Genomic DNA, 13,515 nt, shown 5'->3' with positions numbered 1-13,515 from the left:
TGCGCCCCGCGGCGGTGGGCTGCAACTAAAATGTCATACTGTCATCGATCTGTAATCTTTCACTTTTCCGCCGCCGACTTTGTCATATTTGTCATGTTATAGTCATATTGGCCGGCACTAACTAAATCCGGCATCCTGCAAAGAAAGTGTCACGCCACGGTCCTAGTTCGCGGCTCGCGATATCGAATTCGCGACCAATCGATTCTCGGTTTTTTGAGGGGACCGCTCGCTGTGAAAACCATCCAACGATCCATCGTTCTCGGCTGCGGCCTGGCCATCCTGGCCGGCTGCGGTGCCGACGAAATCTCGTCGCCGGGCACCGGCGGCAACGTCATCATCAACCCGCCGGCGTCGCCTCCCCCGCCTCCGCCGCCCCCGCCGCCCCCGCCCGCGACCGTTTCGCCGGCGGCGGGCTGCCCGACGATCGCCGACCCGCAGGGGCTTACCGATGGCGGCACGATCAGCGGCCCGACCGGCGAATATCGCATCTGCGAGCTGCCCGCGCGCTTCAATGCTTCCTCGACCCTGCCCTATGTCGAGGGGCTGCTCTACTACATGAACGGCCGGGTCGACGTGGGCACCGATGGCGGCCCGACCGCCTCGGACGCCGATACCGACGTGACGCTGACGATCGAACCGGGCGCGATGTTCTACGCCAGCGGTTCCTCGTTCCTCATGGTCAACCGCGGCAACCAGATCAACGCCGTCGGCACCGAGGAAATGCCGATCATCTTCACCAGCCGCGACAACGTGCTGGGCCTGAACAACAGCAACTCGTCGGGCCAGTGGGGCGGCGTGGTCCTGGCCGGCCGTGCGCCGGTGACCGACTGCGCGGCACCGGGCGCGACCCCGGGCACCATCGGCTGCGAACGCCAGGTCGAGGGCGCGGCCCAGCCGGCGCTGTTCGGCGGCGCGACCGAAGACGACAGCTCGGGCACGATGCGCTACGTCCAGATCCGCTATTCGGGCTTCGTCCTGTCGGGTGACAACGAGCTGCAGTCGCTGACCACCGGCGGCACCGGCACGGGCACCCAGCTGAGCCACATCATGAGCTACAACAGCTCCGACGACGGCGTGGAATTCTTCGGCGGCCACGTGAACCTGAAGAACCTGATCGTGGTCGGTTCGGAAGACGACGCGCTCGATACCGACACCGGCGTCAAGGCCAACATGCAGTACGTGATCGCGATCAGCCGCGCGAATGCCGGCGACACGATCATCGAAGCGGACTCGTCGAACGCCAACATCGAGAACACCCCGCGCCAGAACACGCAGATCTCGAACGCGACGTTCATCTACAACGGTGCCGCGCGCGACCAGGCGATCCGCATTCGCGGCGGCGCGGACTACGCGATCGTGAACTCGGTGCTGGTCGACTCGACCGGTTCGACCCCGTGCATCCGCATCGACGACACCGAAACGACCCGCGCGGCCAACGCCGGTCTCGACGACGTCGGGCCGCCGGTGTTCAATTCGTTCGTGATGGATTGCGCCAATGGCTTCCGCAACGGCAGCAACGGCGTATCGGCCGCCGATTCCCAGGCGATCTTCGACGCCGGATCGAACAACAACGCCAGCTTCACCAGCACGCTCGCGATGACTTTCGTGAACGGCACGAACGAAAGCGGCGTGACGGCGTTCGATCCCACCGCGCTGTCGAGCTTCTTCGACAACGTCAACTACATCGGCGCGGTGCGCGACGATGCCGACACCTGGTACGCCGGCTGGACCTGCAACTCGGCCACCGCGGACTTCGGCACCAACACCGGCGATTGCACCTCGCTGCCGATCTACTGATCGGATGAACGACGGGGGAGGCGCCTCGCTGCACGGCGGGCCGCCTCCCCGCCCATTTTCGGGCCCTTGGCCCGCCGCGAGATTTTCGGACTTCTAGACGAAGGGGGCTCCCATCATGTCCACCGGCAAGCAGTTGGCGGGGCTGCTTTTGCTCACCACCGCACTCACCTTCCCCGGCGCCGCACTGGCGCAGGGCACTGTCTCTTCGTCCGGAACGGGCGCCGAAGGGGCACCGGATGCCGAAGGCGGCAGCGCCCCGGCGAACGAGGCCGAAGGGCCGGAGGAAGCGGAAATCTCCATTCCCGGCGGCGGGGGCGAGATCATCGTCACCGGCCGGCGCACGCGCGACGTGACGCGCAGCTCGACCCAGGTCGTTTCCGTCCTGACCAGCGAGCAGATCGCGCGGACCGGCGAAGGCGACATTGCCGGCGCGCTGGGCCGGGTCACCGGCCTTTCGGTGCAGGGACAGGGCTTCGTCTACGTCCGCGGCCTCGGCGATCGCTATTCGCTCGCGCTGCTGAACGGCCTCCCCCTCCCCAGCCCGCAGCCGCTGAGCCGCGTGGTCCCGCTGGACATCTTCCCGACCGACGTGGTCGCATCCAGCCTGGTGCAGAAGACCTATTCGGCCAATTTCCCGGGCGAGTTCGGCGGCGGCGTGATCAACCTCACCACCCGCGCCATCCCCGACGAAAGCTTCCTGGAAATCAGCGCCGGGATCAGCGGCGACGAACAGACCACCTTTTCCACCGGTAACGACTATTACGGTTCGGATTTCGACTCGTTCGGCTTCGACGACGGAACGCGCGATGCGCCGCCCGCGTTGCGGCAGTTCTTCGACAGCGGCCTGCGGATGAGCGACCTCGAGGTCGACCAGCAGGCGATTGCCAAGCAGCTGGGCAACCCCAACCTCGTCGTCACCCAGAAAGTGGAGGAGCTGCCGGTCAACTGGTCCGCCGGGCTGACGGCCGGCACGTCGTTCCCCGTCTTCGCCGACGGGCAGTTCGGCGTGATCGCGACAGCGGGTATCAGCAACAAGTGGCGTAACCGCTCGATCATCGCGCAGACCGCGATCAATGCGGACCTCGATCTCGACACCGATTTCCGCGACTTCGTCACCGACAACCGCATTCTGGTCAACGGCCTGCTCGGCTTCGGGCTCGAGCTGGGCGATCATCGCTTCCGCTGGACCAACCTCTACATCCGCGACACGCTGAAGCAGACGCGCCATTCGCTGGGCGACGACCTGCAGGACGGCGATACCGAGTTCGTCCAGGACACCGCGTGGTACGAACGCCAGCTGATCGACAGCCAGCTGGTGGCGGAGCTGGAATTCGGCAATCTCGACGTGGACCTGCGCGGCGGATACGCGCAGACCCGGCGCGAGGCGCCCTACGAATACAGCTTCACTTATGTCCGCACGAACAACGAGAACGATCCCCTCGGCGACATCTTCGTCAACGTCCTCGATCGCCAGCGCGGCAGCGCCTCGGTCGCGTTCTCGAACCTGAAGGAAGAGCTCTGGTACGGCGGGATCGATCTCGGCTACGCGCTGACCGACTGGCTGCGCCTGACGGCCGGCTACGCCTACACCGATACCGATCGCTACTCCGAACGGCGCGAGTTCCTGTTCGATGCCGACTCCGGCTTCGAGGATGCGGTCGGCGCGCTGCGGCCGGACCTGCTGCTGGGCGACGCGATCATCGAGTACTATGATATCGGCCTGATCGAGACGACCCAGTCCGACCCGGCCTTCGCGGCGGGCCTCGAGATCCACGCCGGCTATCTCCAGTCGCGCCTCAACCCGGTCGAAGGGCTGACCATCGACCTCGGCCTGCGCTACGAGGACGCGACCCAGCGGGTCGACCCGGTGGAAGTCTTCGCCACCCCGACCAATTCGGGCAGCTCGACCCTGCTGGCGAACGATTACTACCTGCCGGCCGGGACGATCACCTGGGAACTGACCGATGCCCTCCAGGCGCGGATCAGCGGTTCGAAGACGATCGCGCGCCCGCAGTTCCGCGAGCTGATCTTCCAGACCTACTACGACCCGGAAACGAGCCGCCGCTTCAACGGCAACCCGTTCCTCGTCGATAGCGAGCTGGAAAACTACGAGGCCCGGCTCGAATACTACTTCGGGCGCGGCAACCGGGTTTCGCTGGCCGGGTTCTACAAGCAGATCGACAACCCGATCGAGATCTACTCGTCGTTCTCCGACAACGTGCAGGTCGCCAGCTTCGCCAATGCGCCCCGCGCGACGCTGAAGGGGGCGGAGCTGGAATTCCAGTACAACCACGACCTGCTCGACTGGGGCGGCTGGTTCGAAACCAAGCGGCTCGTGGCGGTGGCCAACTACACGTTCACCGATTCCGAGATCGAGGTGGGCGACGACGACACGACGCAGATCTTCCCGGGCGGCGAAAGGCCGGCGACCGACTATTTCCGCGACGGCGTGCCGCTGACGGGCCAGTCGGACCACCTGCTGAACCTGCAGTTCGGCCTCGAGGATCTCGACCGGTTGCAGCAGTTCACCGTGCTGTTCTCCTACGCCAGCGAGCGGGTGACGGCGCGCGGCACCGGCAACCTGCCGGACATCGTCGAAGACCCGGGCTTGCGCGTCGATTTCGTCTATCGCCAGGACCTGAACCTGTTCCGCCTGCCGGTCGAACTCAAGCTGGAAGCGCGCAACATCTTCGGCCGCGACCACTACGAGTACCAGTCGAACGGCACCAACCGGATCGAGATCAACACCTACGAGGTAGGCCAGAGCTACGCGCTGTCGCTTTCGACCGAGTTCTGACCCGCCCGGCTTCTCCACCCACTAAAAGGCCGCCTCCCCCGGGGGGCGGCCTTTCTTGTTGCTTCGGAACATGGCGCGCCGCGGGGCGCGGCGGCGGGCGGCCGGCGTATCAGGGCGCGTCGTAGACGTAGCCGAGCGAGCGGACCGTGCGCAGCGGGTTGTCTGCGCCGGCCGAACGCAGCGCCCGGCGGAGCCGGCCGATCCAGACATCGACCGTGCGCTCGTCGATCGGCGGCTCCAGCTTGCCCAGCCCGGCAATCAGTTCGCCGCGCGACATGACCTGGTTGGGGTTTTCCGCGAAGAAACGCAGCAGCCGGAACTCGTTGGGCCGCAGCTGGATCGGGGTGCCGTCCCAACGCGCCTGCAGCGCGGCGAGATCGATCGTCAGGTCGCCCACTTCGAGCCGCTGGGTCGAGTGGCGGCGTTGCTGGTGCGACTGGAGGGCAAGCACCCGGTCGAGCACGACCCTCCGGTCGAGCGGGCCGACCATGTAATCGTCCGCCCCGGCACGCAGGGCGCGGCGGCGGTCGTCGATATCGTCGCTTTCGAGCACCATCGTGACATGGGCATCCGCCGTGCGGGGATCGGCGCGCAGCCGGCGGCACATCTCCAGCCCGGCGAGGTCGTCCATCACCCAGTCGACGAAAGCCCACATCGGCCCTTCGACCAGTTGCCGCGGCCCTTCGGGGTGGAGGCGCGCGAAAACGAAGCGAGTGCCGTCATGCTCCAGCTCCTCGATCGTGTCGGCGATCTTTGCGGTCAGGAAAATGTTGATGACGCCCACGCCCGGCTCGCCCCTTTGCCCTAGTCGGTGGCAAGACGTGCCGCGCTCTTGTGACGGGTTGGTGACAGGTCCTTGTCGATTCTCGCCCGGAAGCGGAGGAGCGGAACCGGGCCTTCGGGCGAGCGTACGCCCTCCCGGTTCGCCAGCCGCAATCACATCGGCGTGTCGCGAGAGCCTTGCAGAATCACATTTCAATGTTTATCGACATTGTCATGTCTGAACTGAGCGCCAAATCGATCAAGCAGAAGATCCAGGACCTGGTATCTTCGGGTAGCATGTCGCGGGCCGGAATCGCCCGCGCGGCCGGCCTTCATCCCAATACCCTGCGCGATTGCGGCCATGCGGGCTGGAACCCGACCTCCGAAACGCTCGACAAGCTGGCAGCCTTCCTGCACGAGAACGACGATCGACCGGTCCTCGCCACGATCGAGGAGATCATCGACGAGGCGCGCAACGGGCGCATGTTCATCCTCGTGGACGACGAGGACCGGGAAAACGAAGGCGATCTCGTCATCCCCGCCCAGATGACCACCCCGGCGGCGATCAACTTCATGGCCAGCCACGGCAAGGGCCTGATCTGCCTCTCGCTCGACCGCAAGCGGGTCGAACGCCTCGGACTCGAGCCGATGAGCCGGAACAACCGCGAATCGATGCAGACCGCCTTCACCGTCTCGATCGAGGCGCGCGAAGGGGTGACGACCGGCATTTCCGCCGCCGACCGGGCGCGCACGATCGCGGTGGCGATCGATGCCGGCAAGGGGCCGGAAGACATCGTCAGCCCCGGCCACGTCTTCCCGCTGGTCGCGCGCGACGGCGGCGTCCTGGTGCGGGCCGGCCATACCGAGGCCGCGGTGGACATCTCCCGGCTCGCCGGCCTCAACCCCTCGGGCGTGATCTGCGAGATCATGAACGAAGACGGCACCATGGCGCGGATGGACGACCTGATCGCCTTCGCCCGCCGCCACGACCTGAAGATCGGGACGATCCGCGATCTCATCGCCTATCGCCTGCGGAACGATCACCTGGTGGAACAGGTCAGCGAAAGCACGCTGCAATCCGACTATGGCGGCGAATGGCGCGCGATGACCTATCGCAGCAAGGTTTCCGGCGCGACCCACGTGGTATTGCAGAAGGGGCATGTCGATCCCGAGCAGCCGACGCTGGTGCGGATGCACGCGATCTCGATCTTCGACGACGTCCTGGGCCAGTCGGGCGCGCGCAAGCGTCAGCTGCAACGCTCGATGGCCGCGATCGGGGAGCGCGGTTCGGGCCTGATCGTGGTCATCATGCCCGACCGGCCGGAAATGCTGCAGGCCGAAATCGGCCGCCACCCGCACCCCGATGGCGAACTGCGCGATTACGGCATCGGCGCACAGATTCTGGTTGATCGCGGGGTGAGCGAGATGGTCCTGATGTCCGACAGCGAGCGGACTGTCGTGGGTCTCGAAGGATATGGCCTGAAGGTCGTCGGGCGCGAACCGATCCCCGGCTGAAGCGCCGGCAGCTCCGCCCCGGGGCGCCGATGGCGCGCGCCGGGGCGGCGCGCGGCGTCACATCGAACGCGCGATCAGCATCTTCATGATCTCGTTCGACCCGCCGAAGATCCGGGTGACCCGGCTGTCGCGGAACATCTTCGCGATCGGATATTCGTTGATATAGCCCCAGCCGCCGTGGAGCTGGAGGCACTTGTCCACCACTTCGCCCTGCAGTTCGGTCAGCCAGTACTTGGCGATCGAGGCCGTCGTCACGTCCAGCTCGCCCCGCAGCAGCTTGGCGATGCAATCGTTGAGGAAGACCTTGGCCGCCGTGCCGCGCGCCTTGAGATCGGCGAGCACGAACTGCGTGTTCTGGAAATCCCAGATCGTCTGGCCGAAGGCCTTGCGCTGCTTGACGTATTCGACCGTGGTGTCGAGCGCCTTCTCGATCGTGCTCATCGCGCCGACTGCGATCACCAGCCGTTCCTGCGGCAATTCGCCCATCAGCTGGTAGAAGCCGCGGCCTTCCTCTCCGCCCAGGACGTTGTCCGCCGGGACGAAGACGTCGTCGAAGAACAGCTCGCTGGTGTCGGCGGCGTCCATGCCCACCTTGTCGAGCTTCTTGCCGCGGCGGAAACCCTCCGCCCCCTCGGTCTCCAGGCACATGAGGCTGATGCCCTTGGCCCGCTCGTTCGGATCGGTCTTGGCGACGACGACGATGAAGTTGGCCAGCTGTCCACTGGAAATGAACGTCTTGGCCCCGTTGATCCGGTATCCGTTGCCGTCCTTGACCGCAGTCGTCGCGACGTTCTGCAGGTCGGACCCGACGCCCGGCTCCGTCATCGCGATCGCGCTGATCAGTTCGCCCGAAACGAGCCGCGGCAGCCAGCGCTTCTTCTGCTCCTCGGTCCCGTGGCGGACGATGTAGGGCAGGATGATGACGTTATGGAGCGAACTGGCGAAGCCATCGACTTCCTTTGCCGCCTGCTGGTCGAGCACGACGAGGTCGTGGCGGAAATCGCCGCCGTGCCCCCCGTACTCCTCCGGCACGGTCATCCCCAGGATGCCGGCCGCGCCGGCTTCCTGCCAGAACTCGCGATCGACCTGGCCATTCTCGCGCCAGCTCTCGACCCGCTTGGCCGGGGCGTGCTGTTCGAAGAACTTGCCGACCGCATCGCGGAAGACGGCGATCTCCTCGTCCTGCATGAACTCGGGATCGGGAACGTCGATTACGGGCATTGGCGGGTCTCCTCTCGAAAATTCTCAGGCAACGGTGCCGTTCTCGCGCAGGGCGACGATTTCGCCGGCCTCCAGGCCCAGCGACTGCAGGATCGCCTCGCTGTCGTCGCCCGGCAGGGGCGCGGGCGGCGGCGTAGCCGGCGCGGTGTGCGAATAGCGCGGCGCGGGGGCGGGCTGGATGTCGCCGCCTACCTCTACGAAAGCCTCGCGTGCGACGTTGTGGGGATGACGGGCCGCCTCGCTCATGCTCAGGACGGGGGCATAGCAGATGTCGGTATGTTCCATCAGCGCGTCCCATTCGTCGCGCGTCTTGGTCTTGAACAGCGCGGCCAGCTTGTCCTTCAGCGCGCCCCAGCGCGCGCGGTCGTGCTGGGCATCGAATTCGGGATCGTTCTCCAGCCCGGCGATCCGGCGCAGCTCGGCGTAGAACTGCGGCTCGATGCTGCCGATCGAAACGAACTTGCCGTCGCGCGTTTCGTACGTGTCGTAGAAGTGCGCCCCGGTATCGAGCATGTTGGCGCCGAGATCTTCCGACCAGACGCCCATGTTCTTCATCCCGTGGATCATCGCCATCAGCACGGCCGTGCCGTCGGTCATCGCGGCATCGATCACCTGCCCCTGCCCGCCGCGCGACACGTTTAACAGGGCGCTGACCATGCCGAAGGCGAGCATCATGCCCCCGCCCCCGAAATCGCCGACCATGTTGATCGGCGGGGTCGGCTTTTCCCCTGCCCGGCCGAAATGGGCCAGCGCACCGGCGAGCGCGATGTAATTGATGTCGTGCCCGGCATAGGGGGCGTAGGGGCCGGTCTGGCCCCAGCCGGTCATCCGGCCGTAGACGAGCTTCGGATTGTCGCCCAGCAGCTCGTCCGGTCCCAGGCCCAGGCGTTCCATCACGCCGGGCCGGAAACCCTCGATCAGCCCGTCCGCGCTTGCGCACAGCCGCCGCGCCAGGGCGACGCCCTCCGCGCTCTTGAGGTCGATTGCGACCGACTTGCGCCCGCGGGCCAGCACGTCCTTGCTCGTCACCGGCTGCGAGCCGCCGCGCGATCCGCTGGCGCGGTCGATCCGGATCACTTCGGCGCCGTGGTCGGCCAGCATCATGCCGCAGAACGGCCCCGGGCCGATGCCTGCGAACTCCACGATGCGCAGCCCGTTCAGCGGGCCGGCCATCCTACTTGCCCTTCCAGTTCGGCTTGCGCTTCTCGGCGAAGGCGGCGGCGCCTTCGCGCGCATCCTCGCTGACGAAGACCGGGCCGATCAGCGCGCCCTGCCGATCATAGCGCTCTTCCATCGGCCAGGCCCGCGATTCGCGCACGATCTGCTTCGAAACCCGCACGGCCAGCGGGCCGTTGGCGGCGATCCGCCCCGCCAGTTCGAGCGCGGCGTCGAGCGCGCTGCCATCGACGACGCGGTTGATCAGGCCCAGTTCGTATGCGCGCGCGGCATCGATGAAATCGCCGGTCAGCGCCAGTTCCATCGCGATCCGTTCGGGGATCTGGTCGGGCAGCATCATCACCCCGCCGGCGGCCGCGACCAGCCCGCGCTTCACCTCGGGAATGCCGAACTGCGCCCCGGCGCTGGCGACCACCAGGTCGCAGGCGATCATCAGCTCCAGCCCGCCGGCCAACGCATAACCTTCGACCGCGGCGATCAGCGGCTTCTTCGGCGGGGCCTGGACGACGCCGCCGAAGCCGCGCCCCTCGATCATCGGCGACTCGCCGCGCAGGAAACCCTTGAGATCCATGCCGGAGCAGAAGGTCCCGCCCGCACCCGTCAGCACGCCGACCCGCAGATCGTCCTCCGCATCCAGCCGGTCCATCGCCGCGGCGATCCCTTCGGCCGTGGCCTTGTTCATCGCGTTCTTCGCATCGGGCCGGTTGATGGTGACGATCAGTACGCCGTCGCGCACCTCGGTCAGGATCTCCTCGCTCATCCTCTCACTCCATTTCTTATCGAAACTGTTCTTGTGCCCTTGCTGACCAAGCCTTACGCATGCGTCAACCCGATTCCGATAAGAGAGGAGAGTTTGCCGCGATGCCAGAGGCCTATATCATTGATGCGGTGCGGACCCCGCGCGGAGTCGGCAAAGTCGGCAAGGGCGCGCTGGCGCACATGCATCCGCAGCATCTGGCCGCGACCGTGCTGGAAGCGATCGCGCAGCGCAATTCGCTCGACACGAAAGACGTCGACGACGTGATCTGGTCCACCAGCACGCAGAAGGGCAAGCAGGGCGGCGATCTGGGCCGCATGGCCGCGCTCGACGCGGGGTACGATGTGACCAGTTCGGGCATGACGCTCGACCGGTTCTGCGGCGGCGGGATCACCAGCGTGAACCTCGCCGCGGCGCAGGTGATGAGCGGGATGGCCGACCTGGTTGTCGCCGGCGGCACCGAGATGATGAGCTACACCGCAAGCTCGATGCAGGAGGAGATGCAGGCCGGGATCATGCCGCTGGGCATGGGTTCGGGCAACGACCGGCTGCGCCAGGTCCATCCGCAGAGCCACCAGGGGGTGTGCGGCGATGCCATCGCGACGATCGAAGGGTTCACCCGCGAGGAGCTCGACGCGCTCGCCCTGCGCAGCCAGCGCAATGCGGCGCGCGCGATTGAAGAGGGGCGGTTCGACAAGTCGCTGGTTGCGGTGACCGATGCCGACGGTAACGTCGTGCTGGAGCGGGAAGAATTTCCCCGCCCGCAGACCACCGCCGAAGGGCTGGCAGAGCTTCAGCCGAGTTTCGAGAAGATCGCCCGGACCCCGCTCGACGCGCAGGGGACGACGTTCGCCGGGCTGATCAACCAGAAATATCCCGATCTCGAAATCCGTCATTTCCACCACGCGGGCAACAGCTCGGGCGTGGTCGACGGCGCGGCCGCCGTCCTGCTGGCGGGCAAGGACTATGCCCGGGCCCACGGGCTGAAGCCGCGCGCGCGGATCGTCGCAACCGCGAACCAGGGCGACGATCCGACCCTGATGCTCAACGCGCCGGTTCCCGCGGCGAAGAAGGTCCTCGCCAAGGCGGGCCTTGCCAAGGACGACATCGACCTGTGGGAAATCAACGAGGCGTTTGCCGTCGTCGCGGCCAAGTTCATCCGCGATCTCGATTTGCCGGAAGACAAGGTGAACGTCAACGGCGGGGCGATCGCGCTGGGCCACCCGATCGGCGCGACCGGTTCGATCCTGATCGGCACCGCGCTGGACGAACTGGAGCGGATCGGCGGCCGCTATGCGCTCGTCACCATGTGCGCCGCCGGCGGCATGGCCCCGGCCATCGTGATCGAACGGGTCGACGACTTCGTGGATTGAGGATAGCGCAAGGCCCATGGACCTGATCGGACCCGTATCGCGCAGCTACATCTCGCAGCGCACGAAGCTTCACTACGCCGACTGGGGCAACCCGGAGGCACCGCCGCTGATCCTGCTTCACGGCGGGCGCGATCACTGCCGCAGCTGGGACTGGACGGCCAAGGCGCTGCGCGAAGACTGGCACGTCATCTGCCCTGACTTGCGCGGGCACGGCGACAGCGGGTGGAGCCGGACCGGCTATTACCCGGTCATGGGCTATGTCTTCGACCTGGCCCAGCTCGTGCTGCTCAACGACCTGGCCCCCGTCACCATCGTCGCCCATTCGCTGGGCGGCAATGTCGCGCTGCGTTTCACCGGCCTTTACCCCGACAAGGTCCGCAAGATCGTCGCCATCGAGGGGCTCGGCCCCTCGCCCGAACGGCAGGCCGAGCGCGACGCGCTGGGGCCGGAGGCGATCTGGGGCGAATATTTCGACAAGAAACGCGACGCCGCCGCGCGCCAGCCGCGGCGCTATGCGACGTTCGACGATGCCCTGGCGCGAATGCACGAGGCGAACAGCTACCTGTCGAAGGAACAGGCGCTTCACCTGACGCAGCACGCGGTGATGCGCAACGAGGACGGGACCTTCAGCTGGAAGTTCGATCCGCACCTCCACGCCTGGCCGCCCGAAGACATGCCCTACCCGCAGATCGAGGCGCTGTGGCAGCGGATCGAGTGCCCGACGCGCCTGATCTACGGCAACGACAGCTGGGCTTCGAACCCGGAGAAAGACGGACGCATCCGGCATTTCCGCAACGCCGCCGTCAGCGCCTACGACAACGCCGGGCACTGGGTCCACCACGACCGCTTCCCCGATTTCCTGGAGGAACTGCGCGCGTTCCTGTGATCGCGCGCGAACCGGCAATGGACCTGAGCCCTTACGACAGCGAGGATTTCCCCGAGATTCGCGAAGGCGTACGGCGCCTGTGCGCGCAGTTTCCCGGCGAATACTGGCGGCGGCTGGACGCCGCGCGCGAATACCCGAGCGAATTCGTCGCCGCGCTGACCGAGGCGGGCTGGCTATCCGTCCTGATCCCAGAGGAATACGGCGGTTCGGGCCTGGGCCTTTCCGCCGCCGCCGCGATCCTCGAAACGATCCAGGCCGAAGGGTGCAACGGCGGCGCGTGCCACGCGCAGATGTACATCATGGGCACGATCCTGCGGCACGGGTCGGAAGATCAGAAACGCGAATACCTGCCCCGGATCGCCAGCGGGGAGCTGCGCCTGCAGGCCTTCGGCGTCACCGAGCCGACCAGCGGCACCGACACGACCGCGCTGCGCACGACCGCGGTGCGCGATGGGGACGAATATGTCGTCAACGGGCAGAAGATCTGGACCAGCCGGGCCGAACATTCGGACCTGATGCTGCTGCTGGCGCGCACGACCCCGCGCGAGGACGCAGCGAAGAAGACCGATGGCCTTTCGACATTCATCGTCGACATGCGCGAAGTGGCGGGCAAGTCGCTGACCATCCGCCCCATCCGCACGATGATGAACCACGCCACGACCGAGGTGTTCTTCGACAACATGCGCATCCCGGCAAGCGCGCTGGTCGGCGAAGAAGGCAAGGGCTTCCGCTATATCCTGTCGGGCATGAACGCCGAACGCTCGCTGATCGCGGCCGAATGCGTCGGCGATGCCAAGTGGTTCATCCGCAAGGCCGCGGCCTATGCCGGGGAACGCCAGGTGTTCGGCCGCGCGATCGGCGCGAACCAGGGCGTCGCCTTCCCGATCGCCCGCGCTTACGCCAACATGCGCGCGGCGGAACTGATGGTGCACGAGGCCGCCCGCCTCTACGAAGCGGGCAAGCCGATGGGGGCGGAGGCCAACATGGCCAAGATGCTCGCCGCCGATGCATCGGTGGAGGCGGGCAATGCCTGCATCCAGACGCACGGCGGGTTCGGCTTCGCCGAGGAATACGACATAGAGCGCAAGTTCCGCGAGACGCGCCTCTATCAGGTCGCGCCGATCTCCACCAACCTGATCCTGTCCTATCTCGCCGAGCACGTCCTCGGCATGCCGCGCAGCTATTGATCCGCACCCCGCGGAACCGCCTCCTCCCGCGCTCATTACCCTAA

10 protein-coding genes are annotated in these 13,515 nt (G+C 66.5%); 6 read left to right on the top strand and 4 right to left on the bottom strand.

Annotation, left to right across the window (positions count from 1 at the left end; translation table 11 throughout):
* Positions 1 to 231: 231 nt before the first annotated feature.
* A complete protein-coding gene (locus tag GRI72_RS01385) occupies positions 232 to 1,797 on the top strand; it encodes a hypothetical protein (RefSeq protein WP_160732135.1) in 1,566 nt (521 codons plus the stop codon).
* Between the two features lie 115 nt (positions 1,798 to 1,912).
* Positions 1,913 to 4,594 (top strand): TonB-dependent receptor domain-containing protein, encoded by a 2,682-nt coding sequence (locus GRI72_RS01380; RefSeq protein ID WP_160732134.1) that lies wholly within the window; start codon positions 1,913 to 1,915, stop codon positions 4,592 to 4,594.
* 109 nt (positions 4,595 to 4,703) lie between these two features.
* Here GRI72_RS01380 and GRI72_RS01375 read toward each other — a convergent pair whose 3' ends face one another.
* A complete protein-coding gene (locus GRI72_RS01375; protein ID WP_419880229.1) occupies positions 4,704 to 5,378 on the bottom strand; it encodes a response regulator transcription factor in 675 nt (224 codons plus the stop codon).
* Positions 5,379 to 5,590: 212 nt separating this feature from the next.
* Here GRI72_RS01375 and ribB point away from each other — a divergent pair, with 212 nt between their 5' ends.
* Positions 5,591 to 6,871: a 3,4-dihydroxy-2-butanone-4-phosphate synthase gene (ribB, locus tag GRI72_RS01370; RefSeq protein ID WP_237486673.1), complete on the top strand. Its 1,281-nt coding sequence runs from the start codon at positions 5,591 to 5,593 to the stop codon at positions 6,869 to 6,871.
* A gap of 57 nt (positions 6,872 to 6,928) precedes the next feature.
* Here ribB and GRI72_RS01365 read toward each other — a convergent pair whose 3' ends face one another.
* The 3 genes from GRI72_RS01365 to GRI72_RS01355 are packed head-to-tail and all read right to left on the bottom strand — an operon-like array spanning position 6,929 to position 10,028.
* The gene (locus GRI72_RS01365) at positions 6,929 to 8,092 is read right to left on the bottom strand and encodes an acyl-CoA dehydrogenase family protein (RefSeq protein WP_160732133.1); all 1,164 of its coding nucleotides are present in this window, start codon (positions 8,090 to 8,092) and stop codon (positions 6,929 to 6,931) included.
* A 24-nt stretch (positions 8,093 to 8,116) separates the two neighbouring features.
* Entirely contained in the window at positions 8,117 to 9,265 is a 1,149-nt protein-coding gene (locus tag GRI72_RS01360; protein WP_160732132.1) for a CaiB/BaiF CoA transferase family protein, read from the bottom strand.
* Between the two features lies 1 nt (position 9,266).
* The gene (locus GRI72_RS01355; protein WP_160732131.1) at positions 9,267 to 10,028 is read right to left on the bottom strand and encodes a crotonase/enoyl-CoA hydratase family protein; all 762 of its coding nucleotides are present in this window, start codon (positions 10,026 to 10,028) and stop codon (positions 9,267 to 9,269) included.
* A 101-nt stretch (positions 10,029 to 10,129) separates the two neighbouring features.
* On the opposite strand from GRI72_RS01355, the gene GRI72_RS01350 reads away from it, so the two are divergent.
* From GRI72_RS01350 to GRI72_RS01340, 3 genes are read left to right on the top strand one after another with little or no spacing between them, the layout of a single operon-like run.
* Entirely contained in the window at positions 10,130 to 11,398 is a 1,269-nt protein-coding gene (locus GRI72_RS01350) for an acetyl-CoA C-acetyltransferase (protein WP_160732130.1), read from the top strand.
* A gap of 16 nt (positions 11,399 to 11,414) precedes the next feature.
* Positions 11,415 to 12,284: an alpha/beta fold hydrolase gene (locus tag GRI72_RS01345; RefSeq protein WP_160732129.1), complete on the top strand. Its 870-nt coding sequence runs from the start codon at positions 11,415 to 11,417 to the stop codon at positions 12,282 to 12,284.
* 17 nt (positions 12,285 to 12,301) lie between these two features.
* A complete protein-coding gene (locus tag GRI72_RS01340; protein WP_160732599.1) occupies positions 12,302 to 13,471 on the top strand; it encodes an acyl-CoA dehydrogenase family protein in 1,170 nt (389 codons plus the stop codon).
* Positions 13,472 to 13,515: the final 44 nt, after the last annotated feature.

The organism is Pelagerythrobacter marinus (assembly GCF_009827515.1).
Taxonomy (GTDB): domain Bacteria; phylum Pseudomonadota; class Alphaproteobacteria; order Sphingomonadales; family Sphingomonadaceae; genus Pelagerythrobacter; species Pelagerythrobacter marinus.
The sequence above is the reverse complement of the archived record's forward strand: the minus strand, read 5'-3'. Positions and strand labels throughout refer to the sequence as shown.